Source organism: Olsenella uli DSM 7084 (genome assembly GCF_000143845.1).
GTDB classification, from domain to species: Bacteria; Actinomycetota; Coriobacteriia; order Coriobacteriales; family Atopobiaceae; genus Olsenella; species Olsenella uli.
In genome coordinates this window covers 1,969,056-1,993,390 of sequence record NC_014363.1, presented here as the reverse complement: position 1 = coordinate 1,993,390, position 24,335 = coordinate 1,969,056, and the positions used below count along the sequence as shown (strand labels likewise).

18 protein-coding genes and 1 other RNA gene are annotated in these 24,335 nt (G+C 64.2%); 14 read left to right on the top strand and 5 right to left on the bottom strand.

Translation table 11 applies throughout. The features are described 5' to 3' along the window. Positions 1 to 72: 72 nt before the first annotated feature. Complete coding sequence (gene trxA / locus OLSU_RS08690) at positions 73 to 390, bottom strand: thioredoxin (protein WP_013252574.1); 318 nt, start codon at positions 388 to 390, stop codon at positions 73 to 75. A 156-nt stretch (positions 391 to 546) separates the two neighbouring features. On the opposite strand from trxA, the gene OLSU_RS08685 reads away from it, so the two are divergent. Together OLSU_RS08685 and pgi are read left to right on the top strand one after the other, a co-directional pair. Further along, positions 547 to 1,101 (top strand): hypothetical protein, encoded by a 555-nt coding sequence (locus OLSU_RS08685; RefSeq protein ID WP_013252573.1) that lies wholly within the window; start codon positions 547 to 549, stop codon positions 1,099 to 1,101. A 123-nt stretch (positions 1,102 to 1,224) separates the two neighbouring features. Then, positions 1,225 to 2,928, top strand: coding sequence for a glucose-6-phosphate isomerase (gene pgi / locus OLSU_RS08680; protein WP_013252572.1), 1,704 nt, complete (start codon positions 1,225 to 1,227; stop codon positions 2,926 to 2,928). Between the two features lie 176 nt (positions 2,929 to 3,104). Here the strand turns inward: pgi and OLSU_RS08675 are convergent, their stop codons facing one another. Both OLSU_RS08675 and OLSU_RS08670 read right to left on the bottom strand, forming a co-directional pair. Beyond that, entirely contained in the window at positions 3,105 to 5,144 is a 2,040-nt protein-coding gene (locus OLSU_RS08675; RefSeq protein WP_013252571.1) for a Cna B-type domain-containing protein, read from the bottom strand. Positions 5,145 to 5,365: 221 nt separating this feature from the next. Beyond that, positions 5,366 to 7,186, bottom strand: a complete 1,821-nt coding sequence (locus OLSU_RS08670) for an adenine deaminase (RefSeq protein ID WP_013252570.1) — start codon at positions 7,184 to 7,186, stop codon at positions 5,366 to 5,368. Between the two features lie 202 nt (positions 7,187 to 7,388). Between OLSU_RS08670 and ffs the strand changes: the two genes are divergently transcribed. The 3 genes from ffs to OLSU_RS08660 all read left to right on the top strand — a co-directional run bounded on the left by ffs (position 7,389) and on the right by OLSU_RS08660 (position 8,456). Beyond that, an RNA gene (gene ffs, locus OLSU_RS09225) (signal recognition particle sRNA small type) lies at positions 7,389 to 7,484 on the top strand. A 107-nt stretch (positions 7,485 to 7,591) separates the two neighbouring features. Then, complete coding sequence (locus OLSU_RS08665; protein ID WP_013252569.1) at positions 7,592 to 8,260, top strand: VTT domain-containing protein; 669 nt, start codon at positions 7,592 to 7,594, stop codon at positions 8,258 to 8,260. After that, entirely contained in the window at positions 8,253 to 8,456 is a 204-nt protein-coding gene (locus tag OLSU_RS08660) for a hypothetical protein (RefSeq protein WP_013252568.1), read from the top strand. Before OLSU_RS08665 ends, OLSU_RS08660 begins: the two co-directional genes overlap by 8 nt. A 92-nt stretch (positions 8,457 to 8,548) precedes the next feature. On the opposite strand, the gene OLSU_RS09220 is transcribed toward OLSU_RS08660, so the two are convergent. Then, positions 8,549 to 9,871 (bottom strand): ATP-binding protein, encoded by a 1,323-nt coding sequence (locus tag OLSU_RS09220; protein WP_013252567.1) that lies wholly within the window; start codon positions 9,869 to 9,871, stop codon positions 8,549 to 8,551. Next, entirely contained in the window at positions 9,871 to 10,578 is a 708-nt protein-coding gene (locus tag OLSU_RS08650) for a LytR/AlgR family response regulator transcription factor (RefSeq protein ID WP_013252566.1), read from the bottom strand. Before OLSU_RS08650 ends, OLSU_RS09220 begins: the two co-directional genes overlap by 1 nt. 278 nt (positions 10,579 to 10,856) lie before the next feature. On the opposite strand from OLSU_RS08650, the gene OLSU_RS08645 reads away from it, so the two are divergent. The 9 genes from OLSU_RS08645 (at position 10,857) to recR (ending at position 24,308) form a co-directional block, all read left to right on the top strand. Further along, a complete protein-coding gene (locus OLSU_RS08645; RefSeq protein ID WP_013252565.1) occupies positions 10,857 to 11,324 on the top strand; it encodes a hypothetical protein in 468 nt (155 codons plus the stop codon). 88 nt (positions 11,325 to 11,412) lie between these two features. Continuing rightward, positions 11,413 to 13,875, top strand: coding sequence for a glycoside hydrolase family 3 N-terminal domain-containing protein (locus OLSU_RS08640; RefSeq protein ID WP_013252564.1), 2,463 nt, complete (start codon positions 11,413 to 11,415; stop codon positions 13,873 to 13,875). Between the two features lie 129 nt (positions 13,876 to 14,004). Beyond that, on the top strand, positions 14,005 to 16,920 hold the full coding sequence (locus OLSU_RS08635) for a glycoside hydrolase family 3 C-terminal domain-containing protein (protein ID WP_013252563.1): 2,916 nt from the start codon (positions 14,005 to 14,007) through the stop codon (positions 16,918 to 16,920). 242 nt (positions 16,921 to 17,162) lie between these two features. Continuing rightward, positions 17,163 to 19,721: a glycoside hydrolase family 3 C-terminal domain-containing protein gene (locus OLSU_RS08630; protein ID WP_013252562.1), complete on the top strand. Its 2,559-nt coding sequence runs from the start codon at positions 17,163 to 17,165 to the stop codon at positions 19,719 to 19,721. Between the two features lie 38 nt (positions 19,722 to 19,759). Next, a complete protein-coding gene (locus OLSU_RS08625) occupies positions 19,760 to 20,269 on the top strand; it encodes a PTS cellobiose transporter subunit IIC (protein WP_013252561.1) in 510 nt (169 codons plus the stop codon). Between the two features lie 52 nt (positions 20,270 to 20,321). Further along, positions 20,322 to 20,981, top strand: a complete 660-nt coding sequence (locus tag OLSU_RS09215; protein WP_013252560.1) for a histidine phosphatase family protein — start codon at positions 20,322 to 20,324, stop codon at positions 20,979 to 20,981. A 152-nt stretch (positions 20,982 to 21,133) separates the two neighbouring features. Beyond that, on the top strand, positions 21,134 to 23,332 hold the full coding sequence (gene dnaX, locus OLSU_RS08615) for a DNA polymerase III subunit gamma/tau (RefSeq protein WP_013252559.1): 2,199 nt from the start codon (positions 21,134 to 21,136) through the stop codon (positions 23,330 to 23,332). Between the two features lie 42 nt (positions 23,333 to 23,374). After that, positions 23,375 to 23,683, top strand: coding sequence for a YbaB/EbfC family nucleoid-associated protein (locus OLSU_RS08610; protein ID WP_013252558.1), 309 nt, complete (start codon positions 23,375 to 23,377; stop codon positions 23,681 to 23,683). A gap of 1 nt (position 23,684) precedes the next feature. Further along, positions 23,685 to 24,308, top strand: coding sequence for a recombination mediator RecR (gene recR / locus OLSU_RS08605; protein WP_013252557.1), 624 nt, complete (start codon positions 23,685 to 23,687; stop codon positions 24,306 to 24,308). Positions 24,309 to 24,335 lie beyond the last annotated feature (27 nt).

Below are 24,335 nucleotides of genomic sequence, written 5' to 3'. Positions count from 1 at the left end.
ATGTCCCACGGACATGCGCCCTGCTGGTTGGGGACATGATATCCCGGCGTGCGCTGTCGCACGCGGTGCTTCCTAGAGGTTGGCCTGCAGCTCCTTGACGAGCTCCGCCTTTGGCATGTTGCCGACCATGGTATGGACGGGCTTGCCGCCCTTGAAGAGGATCATCGTGGGGATGGATACGATCTGGAAGCGCTGGGCGAGATCACCCTCGTCGTCCACGTTGCACTTGTAGAGGGCGAGCTGGTCGGACATCTCGTCTGCCACCTGTTCGACCACAGGCCCCAAGGCTCGGCAGGGGCCGCACCAGGACGCCCAGAAGTCCACGAGGACCGGCTTGTCTGCGTTGGCAAGAACGGAATCGAACTCAGCGGTAGTTATTGCATTGGCCATGTTGGTCTCCTTTGGGCCGCGCGCACGACGGCGCGCCGTCTGTTCCTAGTCCGCCTTATACCCCGTTCGTAACGTCCGTGGCTGTAGAATCGTGATTTATGTAGGTGGGATTCTGCGCCGCGCATCATGCCCGGCCCGACTCAGCGAGGAGGTCGTGTGCCCACGAGAAGAGACAGCGTCCGCCAGGCCTATGTGGACAAGGCCCGCTTCGAGCTGGGCTCGCTTGCCGCAAGGGGCGCTGTCATGGTGGGCAACGCCTTCTCGAGCGTCCTGCTCCTCAAAGGCGAGCCCTCGGCAGCGGAGAGGGACGGTGCGCCTCCGCTCTTGGGTCCGGATGGCACCGCGCTGCGCGCCTCCCTGCGTGCGCTGGGGTATGCCCCCGAGGACTGGGCCGCTCTGTCCACGTGTGCGGACGACGGGAGGCCGCTGCCCGCGGATCTCGTCGGCGAGGCCATCGCGGCCCTCGACCCGGCCACCCTCGTCGCCTGTGACGAGGGTGCCGCCCGGGCGCTGCGCGAGGCATATGCCGACGACCTCTCGGCCATCGATGACTTTGACCAGGCCATGCTTGTGCCTGGCACCATTGCGTGCCTTCGCGGCATGCGCGTGCTGAACCTGGGCGGCTTCGAGGCCGCCCTCTCCGACCCCGCACAAAAGCAGGTCATGTGGTCATACCTCAAGCGGCTTGCACCCCTGGGCGAGCCCTACTAGGTCGATTCCCCTTGCCGCGGCCTCGCCCTGGGCACTGGAACAGCATCCGTGTGGGGGAGTAAGATGGTGATGCACGTAGGTGCCGCTCGCGAAGGGCGGCCACATCGCCACTAAGGAGCAGACATGGCAGACTATCCCTCCTCCATCCCCGCACCGATTGACGCCACGCAGACCCCCGAGTGGCAGGCGCTGAGGGAGCACCTCGACAAGCTCCGCGCCAGTGGTTTCAGCCTCAAGCAGCAGTTCGCCAACGATCCCCAGCGCGTCAGGAAGCTCTCCTTCGACCTGCCTGACCTCCACTTCGACCTGTCCAAGAACCTCGTGACGGACGAGACCGTCCGTCTGCTTGCCGCCCTGGGCAGGGCGGTCCATCTGGAGGAGCGCCGCGACCTCATGTTCTCGGGCGCGCATATCAACACCACCGAGGACCGTGCCGTCCTGCACAGCGCCCTGCGTCGTCCTGCCGACGAGTGCGGTCAGCTCATCGTCGACGGGCAGGACTGCGTCGCGGACGTGCACGAGGTACTCGGCCGCATGTACGCCTTTGCCGACCGCGTCCGCTCGGGATCCTGGCGCGGGGTCTCCGGCAAGAGGATCGAGACCGTCCTCTCCATCGGCATCGGCGGCTCGGACCTGGGTCCAGTCATGGCGTACGAGGCCCTCAAGCCCTATGCCGACGCGGGCATCGCGGTGCGCTACGTCTCGAACATCGATCCCAACGACATGGCCGAGAAGACCCGCGACCTCGACCCCGAGACCACCCTCGTCATCATCGTCTCCAAGACCTTCACCACGCTCGAGACCATGACCAACGCCCGCGAGGCAAGGGCCTGGCTGTTGGGCGCGCTCAAGGAACGTGGCGCCATCGACGACACGGACGCCTCGGCGGCGGCGGCCATCAAGAGCCACTTCGTTGCCGTTTCGACCAATCTCGAGCTCGTCTCTGACTTCGGCATCGACCCCGAGAACGCCTTTGGATTCTGGAGTTGGGTGGGAGGGCGCTACTCCGTCGACGCGGCCGTAGGCCTGTCGCTCGTCATCGCTCTCGGCCCCCAGGTCTTCGAGGACTTTCTGTCCGGCTTCCACGACGTCGACACCTACTTTGCCACGACCCCGCTCGAACGGAACGTCGTCGCCCTCATGGGCCTCATCAACGTCTGGTATGTCAACTTCCTCAAGTCCCCGACCCATGCCGTGCTTCCGTACGACCAGCACCTGCACCGCTTCCCCGCCTACCTCCAGCAGCTGACCATGGAGTCCAACGGCAAGTCAACGCGCTGGGACGGCACGCCTGCCACCACCGAGACGGGCGAGGTCTTCTGGGGCGAGGCCGGCACCAACGGGCAGCATGCCTTCTACCAGCTCATCCATCAGGGTCGCATGGTGCCGGCGGACTTCATCGCCTTCGCCAACACCCCCAATCCCGCCAAGGACGGCGCGCAGGACGTGCACGAGCTCTTCCTAGGCAACTTCCTTGCCCAGACCAAGGCGCTTGCCTTTGGCAAGACGGCCGACGAGGTCCGCGCCGAGGGCACTGCCGAGTGGATGGTGCCGGCGCGCTGCTTCGGGGGCAACCGCCCGACGACCTCCATCTTTGGCGTCGGCCTCGATGCCCATGCGCTTGGCGAGCTCATCGCACTCTACGAGCACATCACCTTCGTCGAGGGGACGGTCTGGGGGCTCGACTCCTATGACCAGTGGGGCGTCGAGCTGGGCAAGCAGCTTGCCAAGCAGATCACCCCCGCCTTCCACGACGATGAGGCCCTCTCCGCCCAGGACGCCTCGACCCAGGCGCTCATTGCGTTCTACCGCAAGAACCGCAGGTAAGAGGATCGTAGGTAGGGACGGGTCACGGCGACCCGTCCCAGCTCAGGAGGTGGCCCCGAGCCCATCCGGGCTCGGGGCCACCGATCAAGCGAAGACACCTGTCTTTCGGGGGCTGTGCCTTTTTGGGGGTTGGCACCAGGCGTCCTCGAGTAAGGCCGGTCCCCTTCAGATAGGACCTACAGCGACCAGCGGCACCTCGTGACGACGCCTATGGTGCTCAGCACAAGGGCAATGCCCGCGAAGGCGATCGGTGGGAACGCCTCGTCTCCCGTCTGTGGGAGTGCAGGTGACTTGCGTACAGTCGCCCTGCTTGGCTTCGTCGTCGGCTTGGGTGGCTCTTCGGTCGTCGGGGGCGTCGGAGGCGTCGTGGTGACCGTGTTGGTTATGGCGAAGCCGGAACTCGCGTCGCCGGCGATGGTGGTCGTGTAGCCCTCGACCGGACGCTCCTTGACGGTGTAGACGTATTCGTGTCCGTCGGCATCGGCCTTGGGGAGGTTTGCGAACGTGGTGGACCAGTTGCCCCCGTCGTCTGCCCTGATGGTCTGGTAGCCCACATAGGTGCCATTGCGGTACAGTTCGACCCTGATCGAGTCGGGACGGATGCCGTTCTTGTCGTTTGCGTCGTCCCACGTCTTGGAGACGCTGATCTCGGTGGTGTCCACGGACTTGCCGATGAAGACGCTGCCGTTCGAGCCGATGCCACCTCCGCGCGTGGCGGACGTGTTGCCTGTGATATGCACGGTTGCCAGCCCCAGCGCCCTCTGGACGTCGGGGTTGTCGGCGACAAGATCGTTGCTGAGGGAGAGGGACTCGTTGTCCGCAGCGCTCAGAGCTCCCTTGAGACGATCGAGGGGGACTTCGGTGCCGTCGTCGTAGACCCACCTGTACGCGCCGCCGCCGAGCATGGAGGGCGAGATCTCGTAGACGGGGTCGCCACTGTGCGTGCCGTAGGCGAGCGACGCGAGGATATAGAGCTCGCGCGCGTTGCCGTCGGCGGTGACGTTGCCATAGAATGTCGCGCCGTTCGTCAGGCTGACCTCGGTCACGGACACGGGGCAGGCGGCGTAGCCGCCGCCCTCGGTCGCAGCGGAGTTTCCGGACACCTCTACGTTGGCGAGGTAGAGCTCGCCGTTGTGGAAGTCGGTGTATTCTCTGGAGTAACCGTTGACGTAGATGCCACCCCCGCCGAACGCGTTGTTCCCATCGCCTGTCGCGGTCAGGGAGTTGTCCGTGACCTCCCCGGCGGTGATGTGGGCGATGGCGTAGGTGGGCGTCCCAGCGTAGCCCGAGGCGCTGTATCCTGCCTGTACGTAGATGCCACCGCCTGCGCTGCCGGCGGTGTTGCCGGTGATGGTGCCGCCCGTCATGGTGAGCACGGGGCTGTCGGCCTCCGAAGCGTAAAAGGTGCCCATCGAGATGCCGCCGCCGAGCTCGAAGGCCGAGTTGCCCGAGATGGTACCGCCGGAGAGGTTGACGTCCGTGCCGTTGGCGGCGCATATGCCACCGCCGCTTCCCCCGTATCCTGCGGGAAGGCCAGGACTGTTTCCCCGGACCGCGCGGTTACCCGCTATGGTGCCGCTCGACATGTTGATGGTCGAGTCGTAGATGCCGTAGATGCCGCCGCCCAGCACCGCCGAGTTGTTGCGTATGCTGCCGCCCTCGACGTTCACGGTGCTCCTGTTGGCGAAGATGCCGCCACCGCCCTCGGGGTACCACTTGCCCTCGCTCTCGATGTCGTTGCCCTGCAAGACGGCGCCCTCCCCCACGGTCAGGGTGCTTCCGCCAAACACGCCGACGAGCGAGCCTCCGCTCCCGTCGCCTGTCGACCACCTGCCGGTGGCCCCGTCCGAACTGGCCCCGTCGATAACGATGTCTTGGAGCGTGAGCGTGGCCCCGTTGCCCACATGTACGAGCTCCCCGTGGTACGAGGCCGCCCGTCTCAGGGCCTTGCCGCCAAGGTCCCAGCCCTCGACGCCTCCGGAGACCTGGATCGCCCCCGTGACGTAGATGGTGTCTCCACCAGAGGCCAGTAGAAGCTCCTTTGCCTTGGCGAAGGTCTTGACGGGTGCCGCCTCGGTGCCCGGATCGATGTCAGACCCCGTCTGGCCGTTGACGTAGACGAAGCTGGGATCCGCCCACGCGGGCCTTGCCCCAAGGAAAAGGCAGACGCAGAGGGCAGGGACGATGCCCATGAGGGCGAGCCGGAGTCTCTTCATGGCGGGCCTTCCCGACGGCGTGGTCGTTGCTGTGGTTATGACGGGAAGCCGGCTTGTCGTGCGGGGGACGTCCACGCGGGAGCGAACGCCATCTTCTAACGGCATCCCATGTCAAGCTGAACATACACCAAATGTCGCCGCTCGACAGCAACTTCCATGTAATTTTTTCTGTTACGAGCCTTGTGGCGCCCCGCGCCCGCACCCGCCGCCGCGAGAGACGCCTAGTCGCAGTCCCCGACGACGAGTGGCTCCATCTGGAACGTGAGACAGTTGACATAGCCACGGTTGGTGAGGCGTAGGACGGGTATGCATGCCAGCGACATGACGCCCATGGTCATGAACGGCGAGGGGAGGCTGCAGCCCATCTGGGCCCACGCAGCCTCGATCCCTGCGACCTTCTCGGCGACCTCTTCTATGCGCCGATCGCTCATGAGACCGCACACGGGCAGCTCGACCAGGGCCAGGACCTTGCCGTCGGCAACGGCGACCTCTCCGCCTCCGCACTCCGCCAGGGTCCTCGCGGCCAATGCCATGTCGGCGTCGTTGTCACCCATGACCAGCAGGTTGTGAGCGTCGTGGCTCACGGTCTGCGCGAGGGCGCCATGGATGCCGAAGCCCGTGACGAAGCCAAAGGAGTGGGTGCCGTCCGTGCCGTGGTGACGGTCGAAGACGCAGGCCTTGAGCACGTCGTGGGTGGGATCGGCCTGGATCTTGCCGTCCCTCACGATGGTTTTGACGGTGCTGTCCCGTGTCAGGGTGTCGCCAGCGTTGATGCCGATGGCACGGACCCATATGCTGCCATCCTTGTGGTTGACGGGAATCTCGAAGGCTCTCGGCGTGATGTCGACGCCCAGGTTCATGGTATGGGTCATGAAGGCGGGCCAGGTGAAGGGCTTCGTCGCAAAGGTCGCCTTGCCGTCCTCGGCCGCAAGCGTCCCGTCGATGTAGACCGCCTTGGCCTCGAATCGCTCGAGGTCTCGGAGCAACACGATGTCGGCACACTTGCCAGGGGTGATCGATCCCATGTCACGCCCGACGCCAAAGTACTGCGCCGCATTGATCGTGGCCATCTGCAGGGCGGTGACGGGATCGAGGCCCAGTCGCACCGCCTCGCGCAGCACGCGGTCCATGTGGCCGTCATCCACGAGGGTATGCGGGTGAGAGTCATCGGTGCAGAGCAGGCAATGGCTGGTGTCCACGCCGGATGCGACGAGCTCGGGTAGGTAGCCAGGGAGGTTGAGCCAGGCGGATCCCTGACGTAGCTGCACGTACATGCCCATGCGCAGCTTGGAGATGACGTCGGTGAAGCTGCCGGACTCATGGCACGAGGTAACGCCTGCGGCGATGTAGGCACTCAGCCCGCGGTCGTCATCGGCGGCGACGTAGTGGCCGGTGACGACACGGTCGGCCTTGAGGGTCTCCCTCACCTCGTCCAGCGCGTTCTGCTCGCAGGAGAGGATGCCGGGGAAGTTCATCATCTCGCCCAGGGCCACGACGCTGTCCCAGCGCATGCTCTCGGCCACCTGGCTGGCGTTTATGGACGAGCCGGTGTCCTCGACCCCCAGCACGGCCGGTACGCAGGACGGGGTGGTGAGCATGGTCTTGAGCGGGGCGCCTGCGGCGTCCTCCCACATGGCCCTCACGCCTTCGAGTCCGCAGACGTTGGCGACCTCATGTGGGTCCGCGTAGATGCCCACGGTGCCGTGGGGGACGACGGCGCGGGCGTACTCGGCCGGACCGACCATCGAGGACTCGATGTGTACGTGCGTGTCAAAGAGGCCGGGGGCCGCGTAGAGTCCCGTGGCATCCACCACGGTGGTCTCGGGTCCGATGCAATGCTCGGCCGTGTGTCCGCAGATGCCGATGTAGGCAACACGCCCGCGGGCGATGGCTATGTCCGTGTCCTCGAGGACCTCGCGTGTGGTGACGCTGACGAGCCTGGCGTGGCGGATGACCGTCTCCGCGGCCTGCTGGCCCTGGGCGACCTTGGCTAGGGTGTCGTTTACCTCCCACAGGGGGTGTGCGCAGAACCTGTTGAGCATGGCAGCCTCCCGTCCTCCGACGAACCTGTCGAAACCGGTGAACCCGTTGCAAACAGGGTAGCGCAAGCACGTGCTCACACTTGCCAGCGATGGGGACCTGCCCTGGCGCGCCGCCTGTGGAGCCCATGGCTTTTTCATGGGATTGGCTTTGGATGTCGCAAGTGGCAATGGGGGTCGTTACAGTGAGTGACTGCAGGTGTGTTGGGCGGGTGCGGGCGACGTCATGTCCCGAACCTGGTCAGGGCCGGGAGGCAGCAGCCATAAGGGGCCTCTGGCGGGCGCCCGTTCCCACCGAGCACGCCTGGTGCGCCCCTGCCGGCTGTGCCCTGCACGGCCGAGGGGCTTTTTTGTAAGCCCGAGGGCGGCGTTCCCCTCGGTCGTCTCATCGTGCGAATGGATGCCCCCATGGCCTTCGTCAACTTCATCGTCGAGCTGCTCCGTGACCCGCGCGCCGCCATCGCAAGCATGATCGCGGCTGGTCCCCTTGCGGCGTACGGCTTCGTCTTCCTGGTCATCTTCATCGAGACCGGTGTGGTGTTCTTCCCGTTCCTGCCGGGGGACTCCCTCCTGTTCGCCTCGGGCTTCTTCGCACGGGGGGGTGGCTTCAACATCTTCGTGCTCCTGGGCGTCATCTGGGCCGCCGCCATCCTGGGAGACCAGTGCAACTTCATGATCGGGCACTTCTTCGGGCGCAAGATCGTCGCCTCGGGCAAGGTCAAGGCGATGACGCCGGAGAGGGTCGAGAAGACCGAGGCGTTCCTGGATAAGTGGGGGCATCTCGCCATCTTTCTAGGTCGCTTCTTCCCGTTCATCCGCACCTTCGTGCCGTTTCTGGCGGGTATGGGTGGCATGAGGTGGCACAGCTTCGTGGTCTTCAACGTCCTGGGTGGTGTCACCTGGTCGACCCTGTTCGCGCTCCTGGGCTACTTCTTCGGTGGCATCCCTGCCGTGCAGACGCACTTCGAGCTGGTGATCGTGGGCATCGTTCTGGTCTCCGCCATTCCGGCGGTCATCGGTGCCGTCAGGGCCAAGCTTGGTGGAAGGCCCACGACCGAAGGGGGGCATCATGCCTAGTCCCGAAGACATCCGCCGTCTGGAGCGCTACGACGCATTTGCGGCCAGCGTTCGCGCCGACCTGGCGGACGTCAAGTCCCGCATGGTGGGACTGCGTGCGCAGGGCAGGGCCAAGACCGCCACCTACCAGCAGCTGATGGCAAACAAGCTGGTGCTCGAGGGCATTATCGAGCGCCTGGAGGACTGCGGGCTGTAGGGCGCAGGGACCTTCTCAGGCGCCCGGCCATGCCCGTGCGACCAGACGCCGTTGCGGCGAGAAGACCGAAGCATGGGCGACCAGGCGATGACCTAGGCGCGCGGGATGGGGATCAGGATGTTGAGATAGAACGTCTCATCGTCGGTGCCCATGGTCATGGTGCCTCCGTAGCGCCCCACTATGATGCGCATGGACTTGGTGCCAAACCCGTGGTTGAGCCTGTCTTTCTTGGTGGTCTGCGGCATGCCTTCCTCAAAGATGACCGTCCCCGCGTAGTAGTTCTCCATGTGTATGGACACCATGCCTGCAGTCACGCGTACCAAAAGCGAGATGTTGCGGAGCTCCGGGTCGTCTATCTGCCGCACGGCCTCGAACGCGTTGTCCAAGGCGTTGCCGAAAAGCGCGTACAGGTCGGTGGGGGACATGAAGCCCAGAGACTTGCCGTCGACGATGCAGCTCAGGGTAATCTGCTCCTGCTCGCCCACGAGGCTCTTCTCGGTGAGAATCGTGTCAAGCGCCTCGTTGCCGGTCTTGACGGTGGAGTCGTAGATATTGACCTGTCGTGCGATGTCGGCCAATGCCTCCCTGCCCACGGCAATGCCGTCCTTTCCGTCATGCAGGTGGCGAATCTGATGGCGGATGTCATGTGCCTTGATGTTGATTGCCTCGATGTTCTCCTTAGATAGCTGGTACTGTCGTTCGCGGTCGCGCATCATGCGTTCCGTTGTCGCTGCATCCAGCAATAGCTGTCTGTTGTATAGGATCTCGAACTCCATCACGATCACGTAGACACATATGGCAAGCTCCACGATGCGGAACAGCATGGAGAAGCCCTGGGGTAGGTTGAAGGCGCGTGCATACTTGATGGCGAGGTCGAAGACGATGTTTATCAACACGGCCCCAAAGACCAGCAGGACGTTCATCTTGCTGGGGTTGAGGCTCAGCGACTGCAGGTGCACGCCCCTGCGTACGACGATTGCGAAGACGGCTACCACTAACGTGCAGCAGACCACGGTCCGTGCGTACTCGTGTCCCAGGAGTGGTATGACGTGCAGGTGGCGGATCAGGATGCCCACGAGTTCGGCGGTCCCCGCCCCCAGGTTCTCTACGGTGTAGCCTACCACGGCGCAAAACGATGCCGCCCAGATGCTGGTCTCGTTACAGAAGAGCACTGTCAGGACGAGGATGACGATGACCAGTGTGAAGTAGAGTGACATCGCGGCCATGGAACTGAGCGTGGAGTGGAACCACGCGTCGGGGAACTGCAACGAGAGTTCCACAAACAGTACGAGAAATGCCAACGTCACACGCAGCCAGTAGTGCGTGCGTCGGGGAAGCTGCAGGGACAGTATAACGACGGGGGCTATGAACAACACTGCGTTGACCATGTAGATGACGGGGTAGGGCAAACTCATCAGTTGCCCCCAAAGTAGTTCGCCAATGCCTCCAATGCCGCCTTGCGCCTTGTCCTGCTCATGGCGAGCACCTCGCCATTCGACATGCGTACGTCCGAGCCATCGACTGACCGTATGTGGCCGGCGTTGATGATGCAGCTGTTGGATATGCGTACGAACTGAGCCTGGTCGAGGTCCCCCTCTATCTTGGCAAGCGTTCCACGGACCTCTACGGGGTCTCCCTCCTCGAGGTGGTAGCTCAGGTTGTGACCCCGTATCTCGACATAGAGCAGGGAGGAAAGGGGGAATGCGTGCATCCCGTACTTGGTGGGGACGTAGAGGCTCTTCCCGGTGTTGCGTCTCAGGATGCGCATGGCACGGTCGAGGCGCATCCTGAGGTTTGAGTAGCTAACCGGTTTCACCACGAAGTCGAGCGCGCCGACCTCATAGCCCTTGACCGCGTACTGGGCCAGGTTCGTGACGAAGATGATAAGTGTCTCGTCATCGTAGGTGCGCAGCATCCCCGAGGCCTCCATGCCGTTGATACCAGGGAGCTCTATGTCCATGAACACCAGGTCAAATCTCTTCTTGCAGTCCATGAACTCGAACGCGCTCTTCATCCACTGGATGTCGACTTCAAGCTGGTGCGAGCGCGTGTAGCGCTCCACGAGCCTGCGTAGGCTTGCGGCTGCCTCGGCCTCGTCATCGACGATCAGAAAATGGTACACGTGCTTCCTTTCGGCTCCATTGGTCCTAGGCTTCTATGGATGCTCTGGGTGGCCTCGGCGTCAAAGGTCACCGTTTGCCATATGCCACTCGCCGCTTACCCATCTTGTATCACACCGCTTGCCGTTTGGTGAGTGCAACTCAGGCCGCTTTCTCGACAGGTCATGTTCAGGAATGCATATTTCTACGCCTCTGTCGCACTATGTGAGCCGTGGAGGACGTCGCTTATGTGGCGGCAGGGCTTAACGCATCTTGGCAAAAGATGCAAAGGGGGAGAGACATGGACATGAAGAGAAGCGTCATCATCGCCGGTGCGCTGGCGCTGGCACTCGCGACACCACTTGCCGCCTGTGGCAACGGCGGTGACGGCTCTGCCACGATGAGTTCGGACACGTCTGCCGCAAGCACGCAGGGCTCCGACTTCGACGCCAACAAGACCTATGTCGGACAGTGGCGCGGCTCCGTTGAAATCACTGGTCAGACCGTCTACGGCACCGCCGGTGGCAACGAGCAGATGCTCGACGTCATCGTCAAGGACGACGGCAGTTGTGAGGTCAAGCCCCTCGAGAAGCACGCCGACCTGTTGAGCGACAAGGGTACCTGGGAGGGCACCAAGTCCGAGCTGACCCTGCACCTCTCCAAGGGCGACATCAAGCTCGAGGTCGTCGACAACGCCACCCTCAAGGGTACCGCCTCCGACTTCGGCATCGCTGACTTTGACAACATCGACTTCGATTTCTACGGCTAGACCAAGGCACAGTCGTCGGACCGGATTTCGCTATGGATCCGATCTGTGCAACCGTGCATGCACCCACCTGGATAAGGGAGAGTCTAAGATGAGCAAAAAACTTACGCGCAGGAGCTTCCTCGTCGGCTCGGCGGCGGCAGCCGTCGTTGCCGGGCTTTCTGCATGCTCGGGCTCTGGTAACAGTGCCCCCTATCCCAGGGGCAACGGCTACACCGAAACGACGACCGAGGACGGCTACAACGTAGTCGACAACGGCAGGGGAAAGCAGCTTTCCTACTCGCCCGAATCGGGGCTCAGGCTCATTGAGAAGGACGGATATGCCTTTAAGGACTTCGAGGGTACTGGCGAGCTTGTCCCCTACGAGGATTGGCGTCTCTCTGCGTCAGAGCGTGCGGATGATCTGGCCGGCCGTCTTAGCATCGAGCAGATTGCCGGCCTTATGTGCTTCTCGGCTCATCAGCGCGAGCTTAAGGAGGACGAGCTCGTGAACGACGAGCGCAAGAAGTTCCTCGACGGCAATGTACGCGCGGTCCTCAATGCCATGAGTACCTATCCCGCATTCAAACAGGCTGAGTTCTCGAATGCGATGCAGGCCTATGCCGAGTCATCTGACAACAAGATTCCCGTGCTCTTCTCGTCCGATCCTCGCGCTGGCAAGAACTGCACCGACTGGCCCGGCAACCTTGCGCTCGCGGCTGCCTTTGATCCCCAGGTCGCCAAGGAGGCCGGTCAGGGTATCGCTCGTGACATGGGCGTAACCATGTTCCTTGGTCCTCAGACCGACATTGCGTCAGATCCGCGTTGGGCTCGCTTCAATGGTACCTTTGGTGAGGATCCCGCGCTCTCGCGCGATACCGTCAAGTCCTTCATCGATGGCCTGCAGTCCACGGTCGACGATAAGGGCGAGGATCAAGGGTGGGGAACAAAATCCCTCGTCTCCATGGTCAAACACTGGCCCGCTGAGGGTCCAGGCGAGGGCGGTCGTGAGGGCTACACTGATAGCGGAAAGTTTGCCGTCTATCCCGGTAAGAACTTCGAGGCCCTGACCATTCCCTTTGTCGACGGGGCCTTCAAACTTGATGGCAAGACCGGTAGTGCTGCTACCGTCATGACCTCGTACACAATCGCCTTCGACGAGAACAACGAGTATGGTGAACTGGTAGGGTCTGGTTTCTCAGAACGCAAGATCACGGAGCTTCTTCGTGGCAAGTATAACTTCGTCGGCGGTGCCTGCACGGACTGGGCGGTCCTCAACGATCCCGGCAATGGAATCTGGACGTGCTGGGGCCTTGAGGACACCTCAAGGTGGAATCCCGCGAAGCGTGCCGCCAAGGCGGTCTCTGTGGGTGTCGATCAGATGGGCGGCTGCAACGACCCGACCCTGCTTGTCTCTGCCTATGAATCTATGAAGGCGGAGGTCGGCGAGGAAAAAGCGAAGGACAACTTCACCAACGTCGCCAAGAGTCTACTCCTAGCCTACTTCAATGCGGGCCTCTTCGAAGATCCCTATGTTTCTGTCAGCAAGGCCAAGAAGGACATCGATAAGGTTGACGAGAACGACGAGACGGTGCAGGCTGCACTTGAAGCCCAGGTAAAGGGTATCGTCATGCTCAAGAACCACGGTAACGTGATTAGGAAGTCCGAGGACTCCGTAAAGCCGAAGGCCTACGTTCCCATGCGCTTCACGCCCGAGGCCACCACGGCGTCAGGCATGGGTGCCGTCAAGTGGACCACCTCTTCTGCAAAGTGCGAGCTTCCGCTTACCCAGGGCACGCTTCAAAAGTACTTCGATATCGTGACTGATGGCCTGTCCGAGAACCTCAGTGGCCCCGTTGACGAGAAGACTGGCAAGGCCACGCCTACTGAGGCCGACCTCATCCGTCTTACTGCCGCCGACATCGGCGACGTCGACTTCGTCCTCGTGTGCGCGCAAGCGCCGAACAACGCCTCGTCTCGCCGAGGCGTCGACCAGGACGGTAACTACATTCCACTGTCCCTGCAGTACCGCCCCTACACTGCTGACGGTGCCAACGTGCGTCAGACTTCCATCGCGGGCGACCCTGCCGATGGATCCAAGTGGGCCGAGCATGAAAGCGCGGAGGGCATCGAGATGGAGAACCGCTCCTACTATGGCCGCACCTCGATGATCACTAACGAGAGCCAGCTCGATCAGATTCTCGATGCTGCCAAATTGGCAAAGGAGGTCGGTAAGCCCTGCATCGTGATCCTGGACATCACCCAGCCCATGTGCGTCTATGAGTTCGAGACCGAGGTCGACGCGATTCTGGTCTCCATGTCCGGTTCCACAGAGGCCGCCTGTAAGATCGTTGCCGGTCAGTCCGAGCCCTCCGGTCTCCTGCCCATGCAGATGCCCAAGGACATGGATACCGTCGAGAAGCAGCTCGAGGACGTCCCACGCGACATGGACTGCTACGTCGACGCGGACGGTAACGAATACGACTTCGCCTTTGGCCTCAACTACTCCGGCAAGATCTCCGACGAGCGCACTAAGAAGTATGCGGTCGACCCCCTGACGCACCCCGAGGCATAGCCGCCGTATCGCCCGGCGCCTCTTGCTGGCTGCTGGACGTATTTCGGGTCGGTATAGCTTATCTACATGCAAGGAGAGAGCGCGGGATGACTCCACGCGTCAAATACCAGAAGGGAGATGGGAGAGCAGATGGCCAAGCAAGCCAAGGTGAAAGGCAGGAAGAGGCCGGTCGCCAAGATCGTGTTCGCGGTCGCGCTTGTCGCGCTTGCGATCGCCCTGAACGTGGGTACGAGCATGTTCAGCTCGCTACTCGACCACTACTTGGGTGGACGCCCGTCCCAGACTGTCGTGGCCGAGGGCTCCGAGAACTGGGACGCCAACTACTATGACGCCAAGTATCGTGGCCGCAATCAGGCCAACCGCGCCGCCCAGGACGTCGTCGCCGAGGTCGAGGGCGAGGGTGCCGTCTTGCTGAAGAACGACAACAATGCCCTGCCGCTGGACACGAGCAAGACGGTCAGCCTCCTTGGCCGCTACGCGGCCGACGCCGTCTATGGTGGGGCTGGCTCGGGCACCGTTGACCCCAGCGACTGCGTGACCCTCTGCCAGGGGCTGCAGAACGCCGGCTTCACCATCAACGACACCGCCTACGGCTGGATCAGCCAGAACTACCCCAACTACGCCAAGGCAGACATCACCATGGACTCGCCCTCCACGGCGAGCTACTACATCGGTGAGATACCCTGGTCTGACTATCCCGCCGATGTCCAGTACTCCGTCACGGGCACCACGGGCGTCATCGTGATCGGCCGCGGCGGCGGTGAGGGCGGCGACCTCTCTACCAACCTCAAGGAGAGCCTCGATTCGGGCGTCTCCAAGAACTTCACAGACAACAACGAGACCGCAAACTACGAGGAGGGCCAGCACGAACTCGAACTGACCCGCGAGGAGAAGGAACTCATCACTGCGGCCAAGCAGAGCTGCGACAAGGTCGTCGTTCTTCTCAACTGCTCCACCACCATGGAGGTTGGTTCCCTGATGAGCGGCGAGTACTCCGTCGACGCAATCTTGAACATAGGCTCGCTGGGAGCCTCGGGTGCCAACGGCGTGGGCAACATCCTCTCCGGTGCGGTGAACCCTTCCGGCAAGACCTGCGACCTGTGGTCCGCAGACTTCACCAAGGACCCCACCTTCCAGAACTTCGGGGGCAAGCGCTACACCGACGTCTCGGACTATTACGGCACGAACCACAACAACACACCCTCTGACGGCACCGCCTACTTCACCGAGTACAGGGAGGGTATCTACGTTGGCTACCGCTACTACGAGACCGCTGCCGCTGAGGTCGCAGCAGGCAACTACACCGGCTTCGATTACGATCAGGCCGTCGTGTTTCCGTTTGGCTACGGTCTGAGCTACACGACCTTCTCCGAGACCCTTGACTCGGTCGAGAATGACGGCAAGACCGTCACCGCAAGCGTGACCGTCACCAATACTGGCCCGGTTGCGGGCAAGCAGGTCGCCGAGATCTACTACAGTGCCCCCTACACTAAGGGAGGCGTCGAGAAGAGTGCCGTCGTGCTTGGTGCCTTCGAGAAGACCAAGCTCCTCGAGCCCGGGGAGAGCCAGACCCTGAAGCTCGCCTATGACATCGACGATATGGCGTCCTGGGACTCCAGCGCCAACGGAGGCAAGGGCGCCTACGTGCTTGATGCCGGTGACTACGTGGTCAGCCTGCGGACCGATTCGCATACCGTTGTCGACAGCAAGGCTCTCGCCCTAGATTCCAGGACCATCACCAAGGACTCCGCGACAGGTAATGACATTCAGAACGAGTTTGCTGACACCACCAAGTACATGAGGAACAACGGTGGCGTCATGTCCCGTGCCGACTTCGCGGGTACCTTCCCCAAGCCCGCCGAGGACAAGGCAAGCTCTGATGTAGGCGTAAGCATCACGGAGTACCAGGCACAAGGGGACCCCGGCGTCCAGATGCCGACCACGGGCGCCAGCAACGGCGTCTCCCTGATCGACCTGCGCGGCAAGGACTACGACGATCCCCTGTGGGATAAGCTGCTCGACCAGCTGACCGTCGACGAGATGACCTCCGTCATAAACGACGGTGCCTACAACACCGCCGAGGTTCCCTCCATCTCCAAGCCCGCGACGAGCGACCCCGATGGTCCCGCTGGCTTCACCTCGCTCACCGGCTCCACGGGCAACTGCGCCTACTGCTCCGAGTACGTCATGGCCCAGACCTGGAACAAGGAACTGATCTATGCCGTTGGCCAGGCAGTTGGCCAGGAGGCCCTTTCCTCGGGCTATAGCGGTTGGTACGCCCCTGCGGCCAACACGCACCGCAGTCCCTTCGCCGGCCGCAACTTCGAGTACTTTTCCGAGGATCCCGTCCTTGCGGGCAACATCTGTGCCGCCGAGGTCTCTGGTGCTGCCTCCAACGGCGTCTACGCCTACGTCAAGCACTTCGCCCTGAACGACCAGGAGGGCTATCGCATCCAGCATCTCATGACCTGGGCTGACGAGCAGACCATTCGCGAGGTCTACCTCAGGCCGTTCGAGATCACGGTCAAGGACGCCACCTACGAGGAGAGGTTTCTTGATGGGAGGGGCGAGGTCCAGACCAGGACCGCCAAGGCCTGTACGGGGATCATGAGCTCGTTCAACTACATCGGCACCGAGTGGACCGGCGGTCGCAGGAGCCTGCTCACGAACGTCCTGCGTGACGAGTGGGGCTTCCGCGGCATGGTCATCACGGACTTCAACCTGTACGGCTACATGGACAAGTCTGCCGCACTTGCCGCAGGCAACGACCTGCAGCTGACCTACTCCGCGATGTCCGGCTCCATCCCCAACGCGAACGGCGCAACTACCGTCTCGCAGATGCGCCAGGCCATGCACAACATTCTCTACACCGTCGTGAACTCCAACGCGGTGAATGGCATAGCCCCGGGTACCATCATCAAGTATGGCATCGCGCCGTGGCAGTATGGCGTTTACGCCGCAACCGTCGTCCTGGTACTGCTCGCCACCCTCCTGGGCTTCCTGAGCTACCGCCAGGTCAAGTGCAACGCGGTGCGGGATGCATAGTTCCCGCGTCAGGGAATGCGTCGCGGACGCGAGCCCCTTCCCCCGCCACGTCTCTCTCCAAGGTGACTCGTGACCTGCGGCGGGACCGGCCTGCCCATCAGGCCGGTCCCGTTTTTGCCGCTTCTTTGGTGACGAGTGCGACCAGATGCGCCCCAAAAGCGACCAATTGCGTTGTCTTGCGCCGATGCGGTTTGCGTATGCATATCGTTAGATGCGAAGACTGATGAGAAGGAGGAACGCCCTTGAATGATGAGAGAGCGGACGCATGCTGCGAGCTGGACGCCAGGGTGGGGTCCGTCCTTGGCAAGATGAGCCTCGAGCAGAAGTGCGCGCTGCTGTCCGGCGCCACCGCCTTCGGCACCCGCGCCTTCCCGGGGCTTGGCGTGCCCGAGCTCCAGTTCTCCGATGGCCCCCACGGCCTGCGTCATCAGGCGGAGGGTGCCAACCACCTGGGCATCGGCGGCAGCCTGCCTGCCACCTGCTTTCCCACGGCGGTGACCGTCGCCAACACTTGGAACCCCGAGCTGGGTCAGGAGATGGGCGCCGCCCTGGGCATGGAGGCCAAGGTCCAGGGTGTGAACGTCCTTTTGGGGCCAGGGCTCTGTCTCAAGCGGAGCCCACTCTGCGGTCGCAACTTCGAGTACTTCAGCGAGGACCCCTACCTTGCCGGCAAGATGGCGGCTGGCTTCGTGCGCGGCATCCAGGGGCAGGGCGTCGCCGCGTGTCCCAAGCACTTTGCCGTCAACAGCCAGGAGACGCGCCGCCAGGCATCCGACTCCGTGCTGGACGAGCGCACGCTGCGGGAGCTCTATCTCTCCGCATTCGAGACCGTGGTGCGCGAGAGCCACCCCATGGCCATCATGAGCAGCTACAACCTGGTCAATGGCACGTACGCCAACGAGAACGCCCACCTGCTGCAGGAGGTCCTGCGCGACGAATGGGGCTTTGGCGGCGCGGTCGTCACCGACTGGGGCGCCTCGGTCGACCACGTCGCGGGCGTCGCCGCGGGCTCCACCCTCGAGATGCCCGATCCCGGCCTGGACTCCGTGCGCGAGCTGGTGGATGCCGTGCGAGGAGGGCTGATCGAGGGGTCCGTGGTCGACGTGCGTGTACGTGAGGCGCTTGCGCTCGTCTTCCATACCGACGAGGCGGTTAAGTCCGCGCCGGCCACGTTCGACGTCGACGCCCACCACGAGCTTGCCCGCAGGGTTGCCGCACAGGGCATCGTGCTGATGAAGAACGACGTCCCTGCGGGCAAGGAGCGTGCCGCCCTGCCGCTCGCAATCGGCACGCGCGTGGCGCTCATCGGCGACTTTGCGCGCGCTCCCCGCTACCAGGGGGCAGGATCCTCTCTGGTGAATTGCACCAGGCTGGACTCGCTGCTTGACGTCATAGGGGACAGCGACGAGCTTTCGCTCGTGGGCTTCGAGCCCGGCTTCGACCGCGATGGCCAGGCCGACGCCGGCAAGCTCGCCGCAGCCGAGGAGCTTGCGCGCAAGGCCGAGGTCGCCCTCGTGTGCCTCGGGCTGGGCGAGTCCGACGAGACCGAGGGTGCCGACCGCACCCGCATGCGCCTGAACCAGAACCAGATCGACCTGCTGGAACGCATCCGCTCCACCTGCGGGCAGGTCGTGGTGCTGCTGTCTGCAGGCAGCGTGGTCGAGACGTCGTGGGCCAAGGACTGCGACGCCCTGCTATACCTGGCCCTAGGCGGCCAGGCGGGTGCCGATGCCGCCGTGGACGTGCTGACGGGCAAGGTGAACCCCTCCGGCCATCTGGCCGAGACCTGGCCGCTCTCCCTTGCCGACACGCCCACAGCAGGGACCTTCCCCAGCGAAGGGGCCACGGCGGAGTACCGCGAGGGGCTCTACGTGGGCTACCGCTACTACCAGAGCGCCTCCGTCCCCGTCGCGTTCCCGTTTGGCTTCGGGCTGAGCTACACGACCTTCTCCTACGCAGACGAGAGGGTCGTCACCAATGCCGAGGGCGTCCCCCAGGCGGTGACCTTCGTGGTCTCCAACACCGGTGACGTGGCGGGTGCCGAGGTCGCCCAGCTCTACGTTGCGCTGCCCAGCCGCAAGGTGTTCCGTCCCACCCAGGAGCTCAAGGGCTTCGCGCGCGTGGAGCTTGCGGTAGGCGAGTCCCGCGAGGTCACGATCCCCTTGGATGACAAGGCGTTTCGCTACTTCAACCCAAGGACGGGCTCTTGGGAGGTCGAGGGTGGCAGCTATGAGCTGCGCGTCGGCGCGTCGTGCGAGGACGTTCGCTTGACCGCGACGGCCGAGGTCGCAGGCACTGGCGCGCCCGACCCCTACGAAGGCGTGGGGCTTCCCTCCTACCAGAGCGGCTGTGTGGCCAACGTGCCTGACGCCGAGTTCGAGGCGCTGCTCGGCCGTGCCGCCCCCAGCCCAGGGGTCAAGATAGGCCGCGACATGTGCTTCCGCGACCTCGGTCATACGCGCAGCCCGCTTCTCTGGCTGGTTGGTGGCATCCTGGGGCACCTGCACCGTAGGAACTTCGCCAAGGGCGCACCCGACCTCAACGTCGAGTTCGTCTACAACATGCCGCTGCACGCCATAGCAAAGATGGCCCCGCCCGTCTGCATGGGCGTCGTCGACGCGTTGGTGCGCGAGGCAAAGGGCTGGGGCGTCCTGGGCATCGTCCCCGCCGTGGCCGTCTGGCTGCTTTCCGGCGGCTTGGGCTGGGGCGTGTTGGCGTGGGCGCTTTGGGTCCTGCTGCCGATCCTGGCGGCGTTCGCGAGCGGCCGGATGAAGGACGCATCGTTTGCCAAGAGACTCTAGGGAGCGGCGCTCCGCGCACGTCTAGGAGGGGAAGGCGCATGGCACTCAAGGAATGGGCCGAGCACCATCAGCCGCTGTGGGAGTTCATCAAGTTCAACATTCTCAGCAACGTCAGCACCATAACGCGCTTCGTCTGCACTTGGCTGGGCACGGCGGTCTTCATCGACGCCCTGGGCCTTGCAACTCCGTTCGGCTTTCTGATCTTCAATTACACGGCGCCAGGATCCAATGGCGTCGGCGGCTTCGTGACCTTCCTGATAGCCGAGGTCCTGGCGCAGGTAGTAAACTTCTTCGTGCAGATGAAGCTCGTCTTCAAGTCCGACGCCTCCTTCGGTGACGCCGCTTGGAAGTATGCCCTCCTGGCGGTCCTCATCGTCGTCGTGAACTTGATCCTGCCTGGCTACGTCACGGGCTTCTGCCAGCAGGCGTTTGGCATGGGCGCCGGTCTGGCCGGTACCGTGGCGTCGGTGGTCAACACGCTGCTCGCCGTGGTGGTGAGCTTCCCTCTGCTGAAGTTCTGGATCATGCCATCGAAGGGTGCCGCCTGAGGGAGGGCGCGCCGAGGGGGACGCGCGGTCTTGGCCGCAGCCGGGGGGTCATATGAAGCAGGGTGTGAAGCGGGTCGACTTCCTCTACGTCCGCCATGGCCGCACGGAGTTCAACCGCGACCGCATCATCCAGGGTGCCGATGTCGACTCGCCTTTGGCGCCGGAGTCCCTGGGCGCGGTGCGCGACAGCGCACGCGCCCTTGGGGACGTTGATTTTGCCCGCTGCTACGTGTCGCCTCTGGGGCGGGCCCGCCAGACTGCGTCGATCCTCCTCGAGGGCAGGGGCCTTGTGCCCACAAGCCTTCCTGACCTGAGGGAGTTTGACTTTGGCACACTGGACGGGAAGCCGTACGAGCGCTACCGTCTGCGCTTCTCCGCCTGCTTCATGGCGCAGGACTTCTCGCGCTATGGCGGTGAGGCGGGTGCCCAGGTGCGTGCTCGCGTGAGGTCGGCGTTCGCGCGCATGTATGAGGAGGCTCAGGACGGCGATAACGTGCTGGTGGTGGCCCATGGGGCGCTCTTCAGGTACGTGCTCCTCGAGTTTGGCGAGGGACCGGCCCTGGTGCGCAAGGTCAGGAGCGAGACCATCCGCGTCCCCAATGCGGGAATCGCGCTCGTCACGGGTGACGAAAGCGGATTTTTCCTGCGAGTCCGTGTGCTGCGGCCCCGGGAGTTCCGTGCGCGGGCCCGCGGTCTGGGCCTGCTGCCCTAAGCTCCCCTCGGCAAGCGTCCCTGGGTTCGTCCCGTTCGCCGCCGGCACTCCCGACGGCGCCGAACCTTCCGTGGAGCCACGGGCGCCGGCTGTGTCCGCGGGTATACTTGACGCCTAGCAGACACCGCCCCGCAGGGGCCATCGGAGGCGCCATGGAATCGCTCTACACCAAGTACCGACCGCAGACCTTTGCGGACGTCGTCGGCCAACAGCACGTCGTCTCGACCCTCGAGCATGCGGTGCTTGAGGGTCGCACCAGCCACGCATACCTGTTCTGCGGCCCGCGCGGCACGGGCAAGACCACCATGGCGCGCCTGCTAGCCAAGGCGCTCATGTGCGAGCGGGGTGCCGGCCACCTGCCTGACGGCAGCTGCGAGCAGTGCAGGCTCATCGCCAGCGGCGACCATCCCGACGTGTACGAGCTCGATGCCGCCTCGCGCACCGGCGTCGACAACGTACGCGAGGAGATCATCAGCCGCGTCAGCTATGCGCCCGTCCGCGGCGGCTACAAGGTCTACATCATCGACGAGGTCCACATGCTCACCACGGCAGCGTTCAACGCGCTGCTCAAGACCCTCGAGGAGCCGCCCGAGCACACGCTCTTCGTCCTGTGCACCACAGACCCGCAGAAGATTCCCGAGACCATCCTCAGCCGCGTCCAGCGATTCGACTTCCATGCCATCGGCAACGATGACATCAAGGCGCACCTGACACGGGTCTGTGACGAGGAGGGCTTCTCCTACGATGTGGCAGCCATCGAACTCGTCGTCCGCCACGCCCGTGGTGGCATGCGTGACGCCCTCTCCACCCTGGAGCAGCTCTCCGTCTTCGGGAGCGGCAAGATTTCGGTCGAGGCAGCCCGTGACCTTCTCGGCGAGGTGTCAGGCTCCCAGCTGGCAAGCGTTGCCTGCGCCATGGCCGAGCGGAACGTCCCCTCGCTCTTTGGGACGGTCGCGGACCTGGTGGATGCCGGTCGCGACCTTCTGCAGTTCTCCCGCGAGCTTGCCGCGCACCTGCGCGACGTCTACGTCGTCAGCGCCGTGGGCGCGACGCCAGGCGTCGTCGATGCGGACGAGGAGGGGCTGCGCCAGCTCAAGGACGAGGCGCTCGCCTTTGGCTCTGTGGACCGCGTCGCCCATGCCCTTGACTGCGTCAGTGCCGCCTCGAGCGAGATGCGCACTGCGACCAACCAGCGACTGGTGCTGGAGGTCGCCCTCACCAGGATCGCCCGTCCCAAGAGCGATCTGACGCTCGAGTCTTTGGCCGACCGCATCTCCCGCCTCGAGCATCAGCTGGCCTCGCTCAGGGCATCCGGCGTCCCGACACCGCGGGAGTCCGTCCGGCCTGCCACCGCATCGTCGCGGCCTGGGATCGAGCCCGCGCCCCTCCCCAAGCCACATCCCGTTCCCGCGACCCAGCCGAAGCCCGTCGCGTCTCCTGGTCCCGCTCCGGAGACGCCCGCCGTGCCCCCTGCCCCCGCGGCGGCATCGCCTGCCGCAACGGATTCCGCCCCTGCCCCCGCGGCCCCCGGCGTGCGCGGCGCCATCACGGACGCGGGTGAGCTGCAGCGTAAGTGGAGGCAGGTCGTCGACGGGCTGGTCCGGACCAACCCGCCGCGCGGCTCGTTGCTCATGGCGTCCACACCCGTCTCGGATGACGGCTCTCATCTGCTCATCAACCTGCCGAAGGGCTCCGCCTTCGCCTGCAAGATGCTCGAGCGCCCCGACGTCCGTGACGTGGTGGAGCGCGCCGTCTCCGCGGTCTTCGGGGAGCGCTCGCTGACCTATGCCGAGTCGAGCCTCAGGGGGGCGGACATCGCCCGCAGCAAGCGCGAGGTCGTCTCGGCTCCCGTGTCCGCGCCTCGCGCAGAGCCCACACCCGCGCCTCGCGCAGAGCCCGCGCCTGCGCCGACGCCACCCCCGTCCGCTCCCGCGCCACGTTGCGCCCCCGCTGCCGGGGAAGCGGGGGCCCCTGTCCAGGAGGCCCCCCCATATCCGGCCCCGTGGGATGACGCGCCTCCGTACGAGGAGGTCCCCTACGACGACGTGCCGGCCGAGCCCGCACCGGCTCCCGCACCCAAGCCGACGGCCGCGCCGGCTCCCGCACCCAAGTCGACGGCCGCGCCGGCTCCCGCCTCCGAGCCCAGCCCGACAACCCAACCCGATGTCCTGCCCGACGAGGCGCGAAGCATCATGTCGATGCTGACCGACGTCTTTGGCACGGGCGTCAACATGAGCGTCGAGTCCCCGTCCGACGTCGCAGAAGACCCCGTGGGCCTGGATGACGATGACTACGACGCCCAGGACGAGTTCGTGCCCGACCCCGAGGAAGACGACGACCTCGACGACTAACCACCCCAACCGCCCAAGGCCCCACGAAGAGGAGAGATGTGCATGAACATGCAGCAGATGATGAAGCAGGCCCAGAAGATGCAGAGGCAGCTGGCCGACGCCCAGGACCGTCTCGCGGACATCCCCGTCTCGGCCTCTGCCGGCGGCGGCATGGTCAAGGTCGAGGGGACGGCAGACATGAGGATCACCTCCATCACCATCGATCCCGACGCCTGCGACCCCGCTGACGTCGAGCTTCTCCAGGACTCCCTCCTGGCGGCCGTCAACGAGTGCCTCTCCAGCGCCCAGGACGCAGCCAACCAGCAGCTGGGCTCCGTGACCGGTGGCATGAACATCCCGGGGCTGTTCTAGGGTGGACGCCCGCACGCCGGATGGCACGACAAGCGACGGCAGGGCTCTGCAGCGCCTGCTCGACGAGCTGGGCAGGTTGCCGGGCATCGGCCCCAAGTCGGCACAGCGCATAGCCTATTGGCTGCTCGAGGCGGACGTCGAGGCGGCCCGTAGGCTGAGTGGGGCCATCATGCAGGTCAAGCAGCAGGTCCACTTCTGCCCGGTGTGCTTCTCGTATGCCACGCGCGACACCTGTGACGTCTGTGCGGACCTCTCGCGCGACCGGGGGACCATCTGCGTGGTGTCGGAGCCCCGTGACGTTTCCGCAATCGAGCGTACGGGCGCCTACCACGGGCTCTATCATGTGCTTGGGGGAGTGATCTCGCCCATGGACAAGATCGGGCCCGACCAGCTGCATGTCAAGGAGCTGCTCCAGCGCCTTGCCGACGAATCGGTCAAGGAGGTCATCCTGGCCACCAACCCCGACGTCGAGGGCGAGACCACGGCGACCTACCTCTCCCGCGTCATCCGTCCGTTGGGCGTTGCGGTGTCGCGTCTTGCGAGTGGCCTGCCCGTGGGGGGGGACCTCGAGTACGCGGACGAGGTGACCCTGGGGAGGGCCATCGAGGCACGTAGGACAATCTAGGCGAGAAGAACCCACGTTCAGGAGGTC